Source organism: Salinivibrio sp. YCSC6 (assembly GCF_004916735.1).
Lineage (GTDB): Bacteria > Pseudomonadota > Gammaproteobacteria > Enterobacterales > Vibrionaceae > Salinivibrio > Salinivibrio proteolyticus.
Genome location: NZ_CP039516.1, coordinates 497,219 through 514,679, shown reverse-complemented (window position 1 = coordinate 514,679; position 17,461 = coordinate 497,219). Strand labels below are relative to the sequence as shown.

Annotated in this window: 13 protein-coding genes; 5 read left to right on the top strand and 8 right to left on the bottom strand. The window is 50.5% G+C overall.

Features of this window, described 5'->3' with window-relative positions; translation table 11 throughout:
• Nucleotides 1–84: 84 nt before the first annotated feature.
• Both E8E00_RS02210 and prfC read right to left on the bottom strand, forming a co-directional pair.
• On the bottom strand, nt 85–855 hold the full coding sequence (locus tag E8E00_RS02210) for a TatD family hydrolase (protein ID WP_096629795.1): 771 nt from the start codon (nt 853–855) through the stop codon (nt 85–87).
• 268 nt (nt 856–1,123) lie between these two features.
• On the bottom strand, nt 1,124–2,713 hold the full coding sequence (prfC, locus tag E8E00_RS02205) for a peptide chain release factor 3 (RefSeq protein ID WP_096629798.1): 1,590 nt from the start codon (nt 2,711–2,713) through the stop codon (nt 1,124–1,126).
• Between the two features lie 419 nt (nt 2,714–3,132).
• Between prfC and pnp the strand changes: the two genes are divergently transcribed.
• Nucleotides 3,133–5,268: a polyribonucleotide nucleotidyltransferase gene (pnp, locus tag E8E00_RS02200; protein WP_077640223.1), complete on the top strand. Its 2,136-nt coding sequence runs from the start codon at nt 3,133–3,135 to the stop codon at nt 5,266–5,268.
• Between the two features lie 67 nt (nt 5,269–5,335).
• On the top strand, nt 5,336–6,208 hold the full coding sequence (gene nlpI, locus E8E00_RS02195; RefSeq protein WP_096629801.1) for a lipoprotein NlpI: 873 nt from the start codon (nt 5,336–5,338) through the stop codon (nt 6,206–6,208).
• Nucleotides 6,209–6,251: 43 nt separating this feature from the next.
• Here nlpI and E8E00_RS02190 read toward each other — a convergent pair whose 3' ends face one another.
• Nucleotides 6,252–8,321 carry a bifunctional diguanylate cyclase/phosphodiesterase gene (locus E8E00_RS02190; RefSeq protein WP_096629804.1) on the bottom strand — a complete coding sequence of 690 codons (2,070 nt, stop codon included), beginning with the start codon at nt 8,319–8,321 and terminating at the stop codon, nt 6,252–6,254.
• A gap of 342 nt (nt 8,322–8,663) precedes the next feature.
• On the opposite strand from E8E00_RS02190, the gene E8E00_RS02185 reads away from it, so the two are divergent.
• From E8E00_RS02185 to rimI, 3 genes are read left to right on the top strand one after another with little or no spacing between them, the layout of a single operon-like run.
• Entirely contained in the window at nt 8,664–9,065 is a 402-nt protein-coding gene (locus E8E00_RS02185) for a hypothetical protein (protein WP_069589150.1), read from the top strand.
• Between the two features lie 12 nt (nt 9,066–9,077).
• Nucleotides 9,078–9,470, top strand: a complete 393-nt coding sequence (locus E8E00_RS02180; RefSeq protein ID WP_096629807.1) for a DNA polymerase III subunit psi — start codon at nt 9,078–9,080, stop codon at nt 9,468–9,470.
• Nucleotides 9,463–9,930 carry a ribosomal protein S18-alanine N-acetyltransferase gene (gene rimI / locus E8E00_RS02175; protein WP_168174051.1) on the top strand — a complete coding sequence of 156 codons (468 nt, stop codon included), beginning with the start codon at nt 9,463–9,465 and terminating at the stop codon, nt 9,928–9,930. The genes E8E00_RS02180 and rimI overlap by 8 nt, the downstream gene beginning before the upstream one ends.
• On the opposite strand, the gene E8E00_RS02170 is transcribed toward rimI, so the two are convergent.
• From E8E00_RS02170 to E8E00_RS02150, 5 genes are read right to left on the bottom strand one after another with little or no spacing between them, the layout of a single operon-like run.
• Nucleotides 9,906–11,849: an EAL domain-containing protein gene (locus E8E00_RS02170; protein WP_096629814.1), complete on the bottom strand. Its 1,944-nt coding sequence runs from the start codon at nt 11,847–11,849 to the stop codon at nt 9,906–9,908. The two genes, rimI and E8E00_RS02170, sit on opposite strands and share 25 nt — an antisense overlap.
• A gap of 22 nt (nt 11,850–11,871) precedes the next feature.
• Complete coding sequence (locus E8E00_RS02165) at nt 11,872–12,477, bottom strand: OmpA family protein (protein ID WP_096629817.1); 606 nt, start codon at nt 12,475–12,477, stop codon at nt 11,872–11,874.
• Nucleotides 12,474–13,862, bottom strand: coding sequence for a TolC family outer membrane protein (locus E8E00_RS02160; protein WP_096629819.1), 1,389 nt, complete (start codon nt 13,860–13,862; stop codon nt 12,474–12,476). The genes E8E00_RS02165 and E8E00_RS02160 overlap by 4 nt, the downstream gene beginning before the upstream one ends.
• Nucleotides 13,863–13,881: 19 nt before the next feature.
• On the bottom strand, nt 13,882–15,273 hold the full coding sequence (locus E8E00_RS02155; RefSeq protein ID WP_198536707.1) for an HlyD family type I secretion periplasmic adaptor subunit: 1,392 nt from the start codon (nt 15,271–15,273) through the stop codon (nt 13,882–13,884).
• The gene (locus E8E00_RS02150; RefSeq protein WP_069589141.1) at nt 15,273–17,438 is read right to left on the bottom strand and encodes a type I secretion system permease/ATPase; all 2,166 of its coding nucleotides are present in this window, start codon (nt 17,436–17,438) and stop codon (nt 15,273–15,275) included. Before E8E00_RS02150 ends, E8E00_RS02155 begins: the two co-directional genes overlap by 1 nt.
• Between the last annotated feature and the right edge of the window lie 23 nt (nt 17,439–17,461).

Here is a 17,461-nt window from a genome sequence, read left to right as displayed (position 1 = left end):
TCTGCAATGCATCAATAAGTATGACTTTGATCTACTTTTGTGAGCTTATACGAGTGCAAACGTTTGGCTTTAGACGATAGCGGCTTATTTAAGACTAAACAATCGCTCAGCATTGCCTGATGTTTCAGTCAGTAGACGATCTTTATCACAGTTTTTTAACTCACAGAGCACGTCTGCCACCCGAGAAACTTGTGCTGGAGTATTGGCTTTTCCTTGAAATCCTGCCAAAGGCATATCCGGCGCATCGGTTTCCAGTAACAGATGTGAAAGAGGTAAATGTTGAATCGCTTGACGGGTCTTATTGGCGCGCGAATAGGTAATGGTTCCACCTACTCCCAACATCAAACCCGCATCGATAAACTGCTTGCCTTGCTGTACGCTACCACTAAAGGCATGAAGCACGCCGCGAATCCCCGGATACGCTTTAAGCACACGCAATAATTGGTTATGGGATTGGCGACTGTGCAAAATAATGGGTAAGTCATAACGGCGAGCCAGCCATAACTGCCCTTCCAGTAAGGCTTGCTGGCGCTGCTTCATCTCTGCGGTATTCGCGACAAAATAGTCTAAACCCGCTTCGCCTACCGCCACGCAAGATAGCGGCCGTGATACCAGCGCGTCTTCTAATGCGGCAAGACTCGAGTCAGTGTGCGTGTCGACAAAACAAGGATGCAGCCCAAGCCCGGCATAGATGCCAGCAAAGCGCTCCGTCAACGCTAACACCGCCTGCCAGTTTTGTTCATTCACGCTGGGCACTATCATCCGCGTGACGCCCACCTCACGTGCCGCTTGCCAATATTGCGCTGGCGCTTGGTTAAACGGAGGAAAATCAAAATGACAATGGGTATCAATCATGCTTGTCAGTGCGATTTATCTGAGTATGTGATTCGCGTTTTACCGGCACGCAACTGCGTCGGTTCTCAGGAATGAGCCCCATGCGTTGGCACCATGCATCATAACGCGCTACCCACCTTTTGATGGCCAAAGCTGGCTTCATCGCTGTCCTCTTAAAAGTAAAATGCCGCCCTATACAGACGGCATTATAGAAGGTTTGACCCTCACCCGCAGGGAACGAAGCTGCTCCCCTACATGAGTGCGATGCCTTTGGCATCAACCCGCTTACTTAGTGCTCACGCGTTGCCCGCAATTGAATGTCCGGGAAGCGCTCTTGGGTCAGGTTGAGGTTGACCATGGTCGGTGCGATATAGGTAAGATTGTCACCACCATCCAGCGCGAGGTTAGCTTGGTTTTTACGCTGGAAGTCGTCGAGTTTTTTCTCATCCTCACATTCGACCCAACGTGCAGTCGCCACGTTAATCGACTCATAAATCGCATCAACGTTGTATTCCGCTTTCAAGCGTGCCACCACCACATCAAACTGCAGCACACCAACCGCACCAACGATAAGATCGTTCGATTGTAGCGGACGGAAGACCTGTACCGCACCTTCTTCCGAAAGCTGGACCAGACCTTTAAGCAGCTGCTTTTGACGCAAAGGATCACGCAAGCGAATGCGGCGGAACAGTTCAGGCGCAAAGTTAGGGATCCCAGAAAACTTAAGATCTTCGCCTTGTGTAAAGGTGTCCCCAATTTGGATAGTGCCATGATTGTGCAAACCAATAATATCGCCGGCGTAAGCATCTTCGGCTCGCGCGCGATCACCCGCCATAAAGGTCACGGCGTCAGAGATATTAATTTGTTTGCCCAAGCGCACATGTTTTAACTTCATACCTTGCTGGTACTTACCGGATACCACTCGAACAAAAGCAATTCGGTCACGGTGACGGGGATCCATGTTGGCCTGAATCTTAAAGACGAAGCCGGTGAATTTTTCTTCGTCGGCATTAACGACACGATCCGACGTCGGACGAGAGAGCGGTTTCGGCGCCCAAGCTGTTAACCCATCCAACATATGATCGACACCAAAGTTACCCAGTGCCGTACCAAAAAAGACCGGTGTTAAGTCGCCACTGAGAAACAGCTCGCGATCAAATTCATGCGACGCGCCCATGACCAGCTCGAGCTCATCACGTAAGTCTTGTGCAATATCAGCACCAATTGCTTCATCCAATTCGGGGTTGTCCAACCCTTTAATGATGCGAGCTTCTTGAATGGTGTGACCTTGGCCAGACTGATACAAGATGCTTTCATCACGATGAATGTGATACACCCCTTTAAACCCTTTACCACAACCAATTGGCCATGACACTGGCGCACAGGCAATATTGAGCTCACTTTCTACTTCATCCAGCAGCTCCATCGGATCGCGAATATCACGGTCCAATTTGTTCATAAAGGTAATGATCGGGGTATCGCGCAACCGCGTGACTTCCATCAACTTACGGGTACGATCCTCAACACCTTTTGCTGCGTCAATCACCATCAAACAGGAGTCAACCGCGGTGAGGGTTCGATAAGTATCTTCCGAGAAATCTTCGTGCCCTGGGGTATCAAGCAGGTTGACCAAACAGTCATTGTACGGGAACTGCATCACCGACGTGGTCACGGAGATCCCCCGCTCTTTCTCCATATCCATCCAGTCAGATTTTGCATGGTGGTTAGAGCCGCGCCCTTTGACCGTCCCGGCGGTTTGAATCGCACGTCCGAATAGCAGGACTTTTTCAGTAATCGTGGTTTTACCCGCATCCGGGTGCGAGATAATCGCAAAGGTGCGTCGTTTATCAACTTCCTGTTGCAGCGGTGTATTAGACATAGCAAGTTATCTTCTTGATTTATTCAGGCGGCAATCAGGCGCCAACTGAGGGGGTTAATCACAAAGGGAACGTATTTTCGCTGATCTTGTAGCCAGCTTCAATTCACAAATCTGACTTGGCACTGTTATCTGTGTTCGTTAGGGTCAAGATTGCTTGCCAAACACATCACAAATGTTGCCAATTGAACGCAGCGTGGTGTCGTTATCGGTGAAGCACGTGTATAATTAGCGCCACTTTCAGTTGTGACACAGTCAACGAAGTCGACCATCCGGTCGCGGCTATTGACAACACATTGCACGTCCGCCCGCGAGACAAGCCCTCAGTGTGTTGCCATTAGTCGCGATGGTGAACAGCTGAAAGCTTACATTTAGCTCGATAAATCGGATGATTTATCTCCTCAGCAACAAGGAAACATTCTGTGAATCCAATCGTAAAAACATTCCAATACGGCAACCATACCGTGACGTTGGAAACCGGTGTGATGGCTCGCCAAGCCACCGGTGCGGTAATGGCAAGCATGGACGATACCTCAGTATTCGTCTCTGTCGTCGGTAAAAAAGAAGCGGCAGAAGGCCAAGGCTTCTTCCCACTGACCGTGAACTACCAAGAGCGTACTTACGCGGCAGGTAAAATCCCAGGTGGTTTCTTCAAGCGTGAAGGTCGTCCTTCAGAGTCAGAAACCCTGACAGCACGTTTGATTGACCGCCCTATTCGTCCGCTTTTCCCTGACTCGTTCAAAAACGAAGTTCAAGTGATTGCGACCGTAGTATCGGTAAACCCAGCTGTTAGCCCAGATGTGGTTGCCATGCTAGGTACCTCTGCGGCACTGGCGATTTCTGGTATCCCATTCAATGGCCCAATCGGTGCAGCACGTGTTGGTTATATCAACGATGAGCTGGTATTGAACCCAAGCGAAGCAGAGCTGGACAACAGCCGTCTTGACCTTGTGGTTGCCGGTACTGAAGGCGCGGTGCTGATGGTTGAATCTGAAGCCGATCGCCTAAGCGAAGAACAAATGCTGCAAGCGGTGATGTTTGGTCATGACCAACAACAAGTCGCTATCAACGCTATTAAAGAGTTCGCCGCGGAAGTTGGTACCCCTGCGTGGGATTGGCAAGCACCAGAAGTGAATGCTGCCCTGCAAGCGCGTGTCGCAGAAATGGCGCAAGGCCCACTCGCACAAGCGTACCAAATCACTGAAAAAATGGCGCGTTATGAGCAAGTCGGTAACGTGAAGCAAGAGGTGGTTGCCGCTCTGCTTGAGCAAGACGAGACCCTCGACGAGCGTGAAATCCTCGATATGCTTGGCGACCTAGAGAAAAAAGTCGTGCGTAGCCGCATCATTGCCGGCGAGCCACGTATCGATGGCCGCGAAAAAGACATGGTTCGTGCGCTAGACGTACGTACCGGTGTGCTACCTCGCACACACGGCAGCGCGTTGTTCACGCGTGGTGAAACGCAGGCGCTGGTGACCGCCACACTGGGTACCCAACGTGATGCACAGATCATCGACTCAATCATGGGTGAGCGTCAGGACAGCTTTATGCTGCACTACAACTTCCCTCCATACTGTGTCGGTGAAACAGGTTTTGTCGGTTCACCAAAGCGTCGTGAAATCGGCCATGGCCGTCTCGCGAAACGTGGTATCGCTGCGGTAATGCCAAGCCAAGACGAATTCCCATACACCGTCCGTGTGGTCTCTGAGATCACTGAGTCAAACGGCTCATCGTCAATGGCGTCGGTATGTGGTACCTCTCTGGCACTGATGGACGCCGGTGTACCGGTGAAAAAATCAGTCGCGGGTATCGCGATGGGTCTGGTTAAAGAAGGGGACGATTTTGTCGTACTTTCTGACATCCTCGGTGATGAAGACCACCTTGGCGACATGGACTTTAAAGTCGCGGGTACCGATGACGGTGTGACTGCACTGCAGATGGACATCAAAATCGAAGGTATCACCAAAGAGATCATGCAAATCGCTCTAAACCAAGCAAAAGGTGCGCGTCTGCATATCTTGGATGTGATGGATCAAGCGATTGGTTCAGCGCGCGATGATATCTCTGAGTTTGCGCCACGTATTCACACCATCAGCATCAACCCAGATAAGATCCGTGATGTGATCGGTAAAGGTGGCGCGGTGATCCGTCAGCTAACCGAAGAAACCGGCACCACAATCGAAATCGATGACGACGGTACGGTGAAAATTGCTGCAACTGACGGCGCGGCGGCACAAGATGCGATTTCTCGTATCGAAGCCTTGACCGCTGAAGTGGAAGTGGGCCGCATCTACACGGGTAAAGTCCAGCGTATCGTTGATTTCGGTGCGTTCGTGTCTGTGATCGGTGGTAAAGATGGTCTGGTACACATCTCGCAAATCGCAGATCAGCGCGTTGAGAAAGTCTCTGACTTCCTCGAAATCGGCCAAGAAGTCGAAGTGAAAGTGCTAGAGATCGACCGCCAAGGTCGTATCCGTCTAAGCATGAAAGAAGCGGCTTCGGATAAAGCAGCCACTGAGGCTGCACCTGCCGATGATGCACCTGCAACTGACGCTTAGAGTCTGATTGTAATTCATGCTATAAAGGGGGCCGTGGCCCCCTTTTTTTATATGGAGACGCACCGTCATGACCGTTTTTTTGAAGTCGCTGGTCATTGCAGGCCTTTTACTACTCACAGGCTGCTCCAGTCAGTGGACTTTCCCGCCCATGGCCGTGCCATTGCAACCCACGTTGCAACAGGAAGTGCATCTTGCCCGTATTGACCAACTACTCGCTCGCGACGATCTGAGCGACGATGCGCGCGCCCAACTCCACTATGAGCGCGGTTTGCTGCACGATAGCCTCGGTATGCGCGATCTGGCACGGCTCGATTTTAATCAGTCACTCTCACTAAAGCCGGATCAACCCGACGTGTTTAATATTCTGGGCGTCTACTTCACCCAAACCGGTCACTACGATGCCGCATATGAAGCGTTTGACTCTACTTTAGAGCTAGATAACACGCACACTTATGCCGAGCGCAATCGTGGTATCGCGCTTTACTATGGTGGACGCTACCGCCTCGCCTATCAGGATCTTCTCACCCATTACCAAGACGATGTGGACGATCCGTATCGTGTGATTTGGCTGTATTTGGTGGAGCGCGATTGGAAAGGCGATGACGCGGCCAAAACACATTTAGCCGAGCGGATAGAAAACAGCGACCAACTGGATTGGGGATGGCAACTGGCGCGGATGTTTTTGGGCAAGGTGAGCGAGCGAGAATTGCTGGAACAATTGGCCACTCAAGCGAGCGATAACCAAGTGCTGGCGGAGCGTTTATGCGAAGCCTATTTTTATCTGGCCAAACACTATCAGCACCTTGGCAATCAAGACAAAGCGGTTGCACTGTATAAGTTGGCCATGTCTGGCAATGTGTATGCCTTTGTCGAACACCGCTATGCCCTACTGGAGCTCAATCGTATTGCCTATCATCAATCCCAGCAAAACGACGAATAGCGCAAACCAATAACCGCATTGTACAGGCGGTTATTTGATCTGGTTAGTCTGTAGGAGCGGGTACGGTTTGGGGTGGCTGCTTACGAGGCTTACTTTTTTGTAATAGTTTTTCAAATTCTCGCCGCGGCATGGGCGAGTGAAAATAATATCCCTGAATGGTGTCACAGTTTAAATTGGTCAGCACCGACGCTTGTTGGCGCGTTTCTACCCCTTCTGCTACCACGGTCATCTCCATGGCCCGCCCAAGGTTGATAATGCTTTCCACCAAGGTCACTTGCTTACTCAACGCATCCATATCGTGGATAAACGCGCGATCGATTTTCAATTCATCCAGCGGAAAACGCGCCAAGTAGGATAACGAGGAATATCCGGTTCCGAAATCATCGATAGACAAGGCAAAACCCAGCTCTTTGATTGCATTGAGCATCTGCATGGCATGGGTATCGTCATTCATCACCGCACTTTCTGTAAGCTCAAACGTGATGTCTTCGGGATTTGCGCCGGTTGCGCGCAGCAGTTTTTCCATATGCTCGGTCAGTTTAGGATTACGAAACTGTTCCGGAGAAAGGTTGATGGCGACACGGCCGGGTAAGACATCATGAAGACGCCAACGACGCACATTTTGAAACACCTCTCGCATTACATTTCGGCCCAGTTGCTCAATCAAGCCACACCGCTCTGCGACCGGAATAAATCGCGCAGGACTGATGTATCCTTCGACTGGATGCTTCCAACGCACCAGGGCTTCCGCCCCGTTGACGCGGTAATCGCTCGCGTTAACTTTTGGCTGATACCACACTTCTAGGCCATTATTTTGTAATGCTTTTTGCAGTTCAATCTCAAGCCAAAGCCGCATCCGAGCTTCTTTGCTCATTTGGTCGTTATAGGCGACTACGCGGTTTCGGCCGCGCTCTTTCGCCTCATACATGGCAGTATCGGCATTTTGCAGTAGGCTGCGTGCATCTTTGCCGTCTTCTGGATAGCGTACCAACCCGACAGAGCACGCCAAGTACTTACTAAAATGGTGCAGCTCAAACGGCTGACTGATCACAGAGACCACTTTTTCTGCAAGCTGGTCAGGCGCGTCTTCGGTCGCCGGCTTGGGCAGAATAATTGCGAATTCGTCGCCACCCAGATGACCCACAATGGTGTCTGGTGACAGTAAACGGCGTAAGCGTTGGGCAATATCTTGTAATACCCGATCGCCAATATGGTGACCTAATGAGTCGTTGATATTTTTAAAGTTATCTACGTCAAGGTACAGCATGGCTAAGGGTGTATCGCTGGCTATCAAGCCATCCAACTCACGACTAAAGCCATGTCGGTTATACAATCCAGTTAACGCATCCGTGTACGCCGAATGGATCATCGCCGCAGGCGGTGGCTCAGCCACGACAGCCTGGGTATGCAAACGCACCATATGCGCGTTTTTACCTAGGATGTGAATAGGTGCACAAGACACTTCGATGGGTGTTCCCGTGTTGGCAAGCACACACGGGATGCTTTGATGGCCTTCAGGCTGTGAAAGCATGGCGACGAGGGACTGATTGGAATCTGCGGGACGCAGGAAGGTCGATAACGACTCACCCAATAAGGCGTCTGCGCTGTCAACACCGAGGCGTTCCACTGCCATGGGATTTGCAGAGAGGATCAGTGCGTCTTCTACCAAACAGCAGCCGTCATCAATCAATTCACTCAAGCGGTAAAATTTTTCTTCGGCTTCTTCAAGGGCACTTGCAAGCACCTGCCGCTCTGATGTGTCAGCAGCATGAATGACCACATACGGCTGCCCTTTGCTGTCTCGATGCTCATTAAGCGGGGCGACACTAAAATGAAAACTGGTGCTGTGATAGCCATCAGACACCACCACTTCCCCTTCAGTGCTTTTCCCTCGCCGGGCTGACTCGTAATGCGGCTTTACCGCAGCATAAAACTGTTCCCCGAGCGTTTGCCGGTCGTTCGCCCCCGCCAAGGCATCCAATGAGACCCCAGTTAAATCCGCATATCGCTGATTGGCATAGAGGTAACAATCGTCACTATCGAGAATGGCAAAAAGAAACGGACTGCTGTCGGTTAAGCGGTAAAACCAATCGGTTAACTGCGAAATTGGCATGGATGGCTCACATCTTCCTCGGTACAGGTGCCGACCAACGTGTCGTGGCGAAAAATTCGTCTCACATGTTAGACACTTTTTATTAGCTTGTCAGTAGCACTCTATGTGGAGCTGCTGTAGCGTTCAAGCTTTTAACACTATATACCGCACATCAATCTGTAAAAATAGATAAGGTGCTCAAAATCAGTCATTGGTGTTGAGTTTGCAGCGAAAGTGCGCAATTTGTTGCTTAACAATACAGACTCTGAGCGTCGATATACTGAAACCTTGTTCGCACAGTGCTTGCACCGGATCGGGAATCCGTTATCCTGACCGCATCATTTGTCATCTAGGCCTTTCGCTATGTTAATCCGCTCAGAAGCGCCCGCCGATCTGGTTCGCCTCGATCAATGGTGGCGAGATACACTCGCTAACCCTCAGCAAGCTGATCAGTTGCAACAATGGCGAGAGCAAGGGCTGATCACGCTGTCACTGGTCGCTACGGATGATATGGGTAGCACACTGGGACACATTGCCGTCGTGGATGCACAATCCGAGGATAATGCGCAACTTATCGCGGTTTGGTTTAGCCCCGACCCTGAATTGATTGCTCCCCTTTTAGATGAGGCAGAATCCGTCTTGTTTGAACTTGGCTATTGTCAGCTTAAAATTGCGCCGAGCCCTCAAGCGGCCAATGCTGAATTTGCGCCGATTTCGACCGACAAGCATTGGTGGTACAAGCAACTCACTGCCGCCACCGTTTAACGAGCACTCGATATGTTGACCGATATTCAACGTTTACAAGCCATGGGTTTATCCGTCTGGCAACTCCGCCATCCTGAGCTTTACGGCCGTGAACAGGAAGTTATCCAGCTTCCCGAAAACTGCCAGCTATTGCTGGTTTGCGACGATCCTCTCAGCGAGCAAGATGCGTGGTTATTTGGCAATATCTTAAAAAGTATGAAGCTTGACGCTGATAAGGCGAGGCAACTGCCCCACGCTGCGCTCGCAGCACTCGGCGATCACTACTTGGTCTGGTGTTGGTATATTGGCGAGCCGGAGGTCATGATTGACGGTGTGCGTACACTCCGCTCTCTCCCCTTGGCACAGATGCATGATAACCCTGCGGCAAAACGCGATTTATGGCGTCAGATCTGCCAATATGACTGATTACACGCTCCAGCCTATCGACGATAAGCACCTGAGCGATATCGTACGTATTGAACAGGCCGTGCATATCGCGCCTTGGTCCAAGACACAGCTTGCACCGGCTCAGGGGCGCTTCGATCACCACTATGCGTTAGTCAACCAAGATGATCAGATCATCGGTTATTTTTACACGCGTTGCGTCGCTGGCGAAGCAGAGCTTTTAAACATCGCCGTTGACCGGCCTTTTCAAGGTAAAGGCGTCGGTCACCAGCTGCTCATCTTGCTAAAAAAGACACTCGTTGCTGCAGGGGCGAACACCTTGTGGTTAGAAGTGCGACAAAGTAACCGTGGTGCACGGGCGCTGTATCAAAAACAGGGATTTGAGCTGATAAGCCGCCGAGCAAGCTATTACCCCTGCCCGGATGGCACCACGGAAGACGCACTTATTATGCGTGCTCAGCTTGGCAATGACGCGGACTGAGAAAGGTTGTCCAGTTGAACCGGTGGCAATATATAGCCTTGGTAACCATGACAGCCCAATTGATGAAAATATTGGTGCTGATCAGATTGCTCAATGCCCGTGGCAATGACGCGTATCTCTTGCGCCGCGGCAATATTGATCAGCATACGGATAAAGACATCATCCACATCGCTCGACGGCTGACCAAAGCCAATATCGAGTTTGACATAATCGGGCTCAATATCGTGGATATAATTCACGTTGTCCATATCACGGCCAAAATGGTCAATCCCCACTTCAAACCCATGCTCTCGGATCATCTTAAACAGGGTTTGGCATGCCGCAATGTCGACCTGCACCGCTTCCTCCGCAACCTCGAACGCGAGCTTATCTGACAAGTAGGTTTTTAATAAGTAGTTGGCTAACCAGTCATGGAACGCCGTACTTCTCACACTCTCTACCGTCAGGTTAATGGCAAGTTTGTCCGAGTCTGGATGCGCTTTAATGTACTGATCGGCGCGTGTCAGCACATGACGATCAAATTCTTCACCCAGCGCGTACATTTCAATACGATTGAGCAGCTGCCCAGCAGACAACCAAGCCTCATCCACCCACAAATGGGCATAGACCTCTTGGTGCCAGTTGGTTTGATTATCACGATGCCTCACTGGCTGAGCATAAAGGGTGAGCGGATTTTTATTGAGTGCATCAAGCAAAATGTTGCGCCACTGCTCTCGGGTTCGACTATCGGCATTCGCATGACTAGGCCAATGGTAAACCTCACTGCGTCGCTTCGCTTGCTGCAAAGCGTTATCCGCTTTGGCCAGTAACGACGCCGCATCATCGTCTTGTGTTTTCGCTACACCAATATAAAAACCTTGATTCGCGGGCAAGGAAATGTTTTCCAGCTCTTGGTTAACCACACGCAGTAAGCGCTGTAGATAAGGACGAATATTCCCCTCATCAACACTGGTCAGGAGAATGGCAACTTCGTTGTGGCTTAGACGTGCAACCAGTTTGTGTCTCTCAGCTAACTCACCGTGACTTAAGGCTTCACCCAGCAACCGCCAGCATTGATCGCGATATTGATAACCATAACGTGCGCGCAGGCGTGATAACCATTCGGTCTCAATTAATAATAAAGTGCAGTTCACATCGTCTTTAATAAAACTTTGCAACTGATGTTGGAAGTAACCTCGATTCGGTAAACGAGAGACGGGATCGATCATCAATTTATCGCGTAAACGCGATAGCTCTTCTTGCTGGCTTTTATGGACCCGAGCTACCTGCTGACCCGCGAGATTAAAGGCCTGCAATAAAGCTTGCAGATCTTTGACGCGCGTTCTCGACTTAGCGGGTTGATAATCACCTCGCCCTAACGCGTTTAAGCGCGTGTCCAGTTCCGCCAAAGGAGTGGTCACGCGCCGAAACATAAAGGATGCAGCAAAAGGGATCACCGCACACATGGCCGCAAGCAGCGTCACCAGTTGCGACATGCGATCCCAAAGCGCCTCAACAGCAGGGAGTGGACTAACCTCCACTGTAACTCTCGCCAATTGAGTCCAGCCATTACTGACTGATACTGTTTTCGACGCTGACTCAATGCCGGATAAATGCACAAACCAACGAGGCGTTGCGATCGCTCTTGCATCCGCCTGCCAAAGTTGTCGTTGTCCAGAAAGCATCGGCATCACCGATACCGACTTAACTTGGGGAGCCGCCATAAAATGCGCCACGAGCTGGTTGAGCCGCTCGTTGTCGCTTTGTTCAATAATGGGTGGCAGTGCCTCGGCCATCGCTGCACTGAGTAAACTGACTTGTTGTTGCTGTTCACTTTTCAGTTGGGTTATGCCGAGCTGAAAAGCGACCGCCGCCGTCGCTAACGCAGTTAGCAAAGCGGCGGCGACAACAAACAGGACAACACGTTGATGTAATGTCATGCTTTCTCTTTTAGATCATTCTCTAAGGCGTCTGCTCTGAAGAATAAATTGTCCAGCGCATATGGGTTGAGCCATGCTCACCAGTGACATGAGCAATCACTCTTCGGTTCACTTCATTAGCGTAGTCGTTTTCTTGGTCAATCAACGGACGCGACTCACCATAGCCGATAGCCTCAATACGAGCAGCAGGAATCGCAAACTGTCGCGTCAATACGTCCGCAATGGCTTGAGCACGACGTTGTGAGAGTGCGAGGTTGTACTCTGCCGACCCCACTTTACTGGCATGCCCCTCTATCACCACCTGAGTATTCGGGTAGCGCTGCATAAAGTCAGCCAAGGTTTGGATATCGGCATATTGTGAGACATCCACATCGGCGGAGTCGGTGTCAAAGTGCACGTTTAACTCGAACGACTCACTGGTTTGCAATTGCTCAGGACAGCCGTTGTTGTCAACCAAGGCACCGTTTGGCGTTTGCTCGCATTGTTCTCGGGCAGAAATCACACCATCATAATCGGCGTCGCTCAAATCTTGGCTTTGCGCAATGGTGGTTGGCATTGTATCCACCGCTTGCGGTGCGCAGCCGGCAAGAAGCATGACGGCAAATCCCGCGATATAAAACTGTTTCATTGGCTGTCCTCCTGCTTCAGTGACGCAGTATTCCAAATGGCAGGAGTATCAACTCGCAATGACGCCAAAAGACGACCGGTTGCATTTAAAATTCGGTATTGCGCGTAAAGCTCATCCGCTTCTTTGCTCAAGTATTCACGACGTGCTTCAAAAAGTTCGTTCTGAGAGTCCAATACATCCAACAATGTTCGTGCATTTAGGCGAAACTCTTCACGGTAAGCATCGCGGGTATCGGTGGCCGCTTCAACATGTTGACGCATAAAGTCGCGTTGCTGCTCAAGGTACGTACGCGCGTTCCAAGCGAGGGTTGCCCCTTCAATCACATCCCGATGCGTCATTTCATTAATCTCTCGCGCTTCAATGGTTTGATACGCCGTTTGCCGTTCACGCGCACGGTCTGCGCCCCCATTAAACAGGTTATAGCGCATGCGTAACATCGCTTGGACGTTATTGTTCTCTGGGCCCACGTCAGGCGGACCCGCCCCATCTTCCCCACCAACGTTTTCGTTCCAATTTGCCGCCACTTCAACATTTAAAGTCGGCAAATACGCAGCGCGCGAACCATCTCGCGCAGCATTGACCGCCGCAATATCGGATTGCGCAGCATGAATACGTGGGTGCTGTTCGAGGGCAATATCTAGCATGGCTTCTAGCGTGCGCGGCAGCAACTCAGCATCAGGCATCGGCAGACGCAATGCTTCTGGAGACTCGCCAACCATTTTGGTAAAGCGACTTTGTGCATCAGCAAGATTGTTACGAGCTGACATCAGGTTTGCATTGGCTCTCGCTAAACGCCCAGTAACTTGAGAGAGGTCACTGGCTTTAGCAAATCCGCCCGCATTGCTCTCCGCAATGGCATCATAGATTTCTTGGTGGTTTTGTAAGTTCTTCTCTGCCAAGGTCACCACTTGCTCTGCAATCAACACATCAAGGTAAACGCGAGAGACCTCTAGAGCCTTATCCTCGGCAGTAGCGACCATTGCCCACTGCTCCGCCGTCGCTTCGTTTTGAGTACGCGCAACTTCGTTTTGGGTACGAAAACCGTCAAATAACATTTGCTGAAGAGAGACACCCAGTTCACGCCGTGTTAGATCCACTTCATCATCGGTGGTGATATCACGCCGTGTCGCGGGGGAGTCGGTACGCTCCCAACCGATCCCAGCCGTCGCATCGAGCTTGGGATAATAACCGGCTTTCGCTTGATCAATGGCTTGCTCACTGGCTTTATAGCGGGCAAATGCTTGGCGGATCTGAGGATGTGATTCGAGCGACTGGGCGACCGCTTGCTCCAGTGTCTGTGATAAAACAGCAGGCGAACTTAGCCCTAACATCAAGGCTATGGCAGTCACACGCTTTTTAAATACCACGTGTGGTAAGTGCAGCATGTTGTTTCTCCTATTTTTATTAGCGCTCGCGGAGCGCATTTTCTTTTGCTCGCAGTATCGGGTTAAGTAAGTACTCAATCACCGTCCGCTTACCGGTTATAATATCCACTGACGTTAACATGCCTGGTATGATGGGCATGGGTGTCCCATCTTTCTTAGTGAGATGGGAAGAATCTGTGCGTATTCTCACTAAGTAAAAACTGTTGCCTTCTTCATCTTGCGTTGTATCGGCGCTAATGTGCTCGACAGTCCCGTCCAATCCGCCGTAGCGGGTAAAGTCATAGGCTGTGACTTTCACGACAGCAGGTAAGCCGGGATGCAAAAAGGCGATATCTTTGGGCAAGATTTTCACCTCGACCAATAATTGGTCTTCGGTGGGGACAATTTCAATCACGTCTTCACCGGGTTGCACCACACCACCGAGGGTATTGATGTGCACTGTCTTTACCGTGCCGTTCACCGGAGAGGTGATCACCGCTTTATCCACTTTGTCTTGCGCACCAACGGTCGCTTCCGTCAACCGAGACAGCCGTGCTTCCATTTCGCTCAGCTTGCCACGTGTTTCACTGATAAACTGAAGCGCGGCCTCTCGTCGCTTTAGTATGGCCTCATCCAACGCCGCTTTGATTTTAGGTCGGGACAGCTTCAGGTTAGTTAACTCACCTTCCATATCATTGATCTGTCTCTGGAGTTTGAGAAGTTCCACTTCTGAGACAATGCGCTTTTCGACCAGTGGACGTGTGATATTGATCTCACGTTGCATGATTGTCATGCTGTTATTCAGTGTTTTTATCTTAGAGGCGACTTCCTGAAGCTCTTGGCCTTTTTGGACAATCTGACGTGCTTGTATCTCTAGCTGGTTACTCAAGCTATCTAACCGGCTGCGATATTCAGACTTTTGGCGAGCCACCAAATTGGGTTTTCGGCTAGTGAGGGTATCGGGGAAAGTGATCGTTCTGGGTTCAATCACAATTTGCTGTTGCCAAGGCTGGCTGGCGGGCAACAGCGATACGCTATCGAGTTCGTGATACATCCGAGTCACCGCGGCACGAAGGCTATCCACTTCTTGCTCTTGCTGGGCAAGATCTGAGCGGAATCGGGTATCATCAATTCGAGCCAACGGCATGCCCTTCTCGACGAGTTGGCCTTCATCAACGAACATGGCCTGAAGGATCCCTCCATCCAAGCTTTGAATCAGCTGAACATGAGACGACGGGATCACTTTACCACTGCCACGAGTGACGCGATCCAGCTCAGCAAAAGATGCCCAAACGATAAAACTCGCGACCAACAGGAGTGCTCCCCATACCACCGCGCGATAACGCAATGGTGCATCTGTCATCATCGCACCATAGACATCATCGATCATATCTAGATCTGTATGACGGTCTTTTTTAATTAACCGCTTGATCATGATGCATTTCCTTTATTGAGCTTACTGAGCACCTGATCTCTGGGTCCATCCATGACCACGCGCCCTTTATCCATCACAATCACACGCTTAGCCAGTTTAAGCAGCGCCATATTATGCGTCACCATGATAAGTGTTCGCCCACGCGCCGCCACTTGCATGGCTTTAATGAACTGGTTTTCAGCATGGGCATCTAGGCTTGCGGTCGGCTCATCCATAATCAACATCGGTGGCTCATTGAGCAATGCCCTTGCTAAGGAGACCGCTTGGCGTTGACCTCGGGACAGCCGTTCGCCTCGCTCACCGACTTGTTTGTCTAGCCCTTCATGATCTTGGGCGGTAAATAAGCTCACACCAGAAAGCTGCACAGCACGCATCAATTGGTGTTCGGTCACTTGCCGCGTACCAAACATTATGTTTTCACGGATAGTGCCATGAAACAGGGCTACATCCTGTGCGAGATACCCGACGTTTCGACGCAGATCAGCGGGGTGTATTTGCCGGCTATCGACCCCATCAAAGCGTAAGCTCCCTTGCTGCGGCTGAAATAGGCCAGCTAATAGTTTGAGTAAGGTTGTTTTCCCTGAGCCGTTCTTACCCAAAATCGCAATGACTTCCCCAGGTTGAACACGGAAGTTTAATGGATAGAGCGCTGGACGTTCTGATTCGGGGTAATTAAACGCCAAGTTGTCAGCACTGATCTCACCTTTTAAGCGTTTGCGACTGACTAGATGGCCTTTTTCTGCAAACTCATCTTCTTGCTCCATCATGGCATTAAGCTGACGAAGCGAGGAACTGGTTTGATTCCAGCGACTGAGCAGGCTCGCCATCTGTGCCATCGGCGACACGGCGCGGCTTGAAAGCATCACCGCCGCAATAATTCCGCCCATGGAAATATCACCATCAGCGACACGATACACCCCTAAAATCACCACCGCGATAGCCATCATTTGGGTCACAAATGTCGCGGTATAGGAGATATTGTTGGTGATTTGCTTAACTTTAAAGTTCCAGTTAGCCGTGTGTGCGGTCATTTGTTGCCAGCTACGCTGCACAATACCTTCAGCAACATTAGACTTAATCCCTTCTAACGCCGAGAGGCTTTCGATTAAGTGTCCGTGTCGCTCTGATGCATACTTGTTGCTCTCTTCGATAGCCGCTTTTAGTTTGGGCTGAACCGAAATGGTGTAAGCCAATATGATAAAGCCCGCAAGCACTGGCACTATCGCTAAATCCCCCGCAACGAGATAAATCACCGTAATAAAAAATACTGCAAAGGGAAGATCGACAAGCGTGGTTATTGTGGCTGAGGTCAACATATCTCGCACAGCATCAAACTCACCCAGCTGTTTTGCGGTTGCCCCCACACTGGCTCCTCGATTGACCAAAGGAGTTCCCATCAGCCGCGCAAATAAACGAGAGGATACAATGATGTCGACTTTTTTTCCTGCAACATCAATCATGTAAGAGCGAAGTTTTCGCATTAAAAAGTCAAAACAATACGCTAGCGTCGCACCGCTTGCGAGCACCCAAAGAGACTCAAACGCAAGGTTAGGAACCACTTTGTCATAGACATTCATGACAAATAAAGGAGAGACAAGCGCGAAAAGGTTTACCAAAATGGAGGCTAATAACGCATCTCGATAGATAGGTGCTGCGTCTTTTACCGTCTGCCAAAACCAGTGGATCTTAGTGTCGTGCAAATGCAGATCCACAGATTGATCACCGCGGTACTGACGTTTTATCAGAAAACAGTAGCCAACATACATGGCCTCAAGCGCCTCAAGCGCAATGGTCTCTTCGCCTGCATTTTCAGGCAGTTGAATAAGTGCCGTGCCCGCATCACTATCTATTTCACGCAATACACAGGCTTTTTGATCGGAGAGTAACAGGACACAGGGCAACAAGAGCGCGCCGACATTATCCAGGTTACGTCGAGACAACCGAGCAGCCAGACCCGCTCGACCCGCTGCTTGTGGAAACATGTCTGGGGTAAGCAAGGCATTAGTCATCGGTAAGCCCGCGACCAACGCATCACCAGAGCAAGGGGTGCCATAGTGCTCAGTCAATAACACTAAGCAATCAAGCAAAGGATCGTCTGTAGGTTGCTCACCGGGCGCAATTCGCCATTGTGCAGTTTGACTATTGTTAGAAGGGTCAGTCACTTACGTCTCTCTTTTGACCGAAA

Coding starts and splice junctions, on each gene's coding strand:
- nlpI (WP_096629801.1), top strand. CDS start 5,336: ATGACCGTTTTTTTGAAGTCGCTGGTCATTGCAGGCCTTTTACTACTC.
- E8E00_RS02210 (WP_096629795.1), bottom strand. CDS start 855: ATGATTGATACCCATTGTCATTTTGATTTTCCTCCGTTTAACCAAGCG.
- E8E00_RS02180 (WP_096629807.1), top strand. CDS start 9,078: ATGTTGACCGATATTCAACGTTTACAAGCCATGGGTTTATCCGTCTGG.
- E8E00_RS02160 (WP_096629819.1), bottom strand. CDS start 13,862: ATGCTGCACTTACCACACGTGGTATTTAAAAAGCGTGTGACTGCCATA.
- E8E00_RS02185 (WP_069589150.1), top strand. CDS start 8,664: ATGTTAATCCGCTCAGAAGCGCCCGCCGATCTGGTTCGCCTCGATCAA.
- E8E00_RS02170 (WP_096629814.1), bottom strand. CDS start 11,849: ATGACATTACATCAACGTGTTGTCCTGTTTGTTGTCGCCGCCGCTTTG.
- E8E00_RS02190 (WP_096629804.1), bottom strand. CDS start 8,321: ATGCCAATTTCGCAGTTAACCGATTGGTTTTACCGCTTAACCGACAGC.
- rimI (WP_168174051.1), top strand. CDS start 9,463: ATGACTGATTACACGCTCCAGCCTATCGACGATAAGCACCTGAGCGAT.
- E8E00_RS02165 (WP_096629817.1), bottom strand. CDS start 12,477: ATGAAACAGTTTTATATCGCGGGATTTGCCGTCATGCTTCTTGCCGGC.
- prfC (WP_096629798.1), bottom strand. CDS start 2,713: ATGTCTAATACACCGCTGCAACAGGAAGTTGATAAACGACGCACCTTT.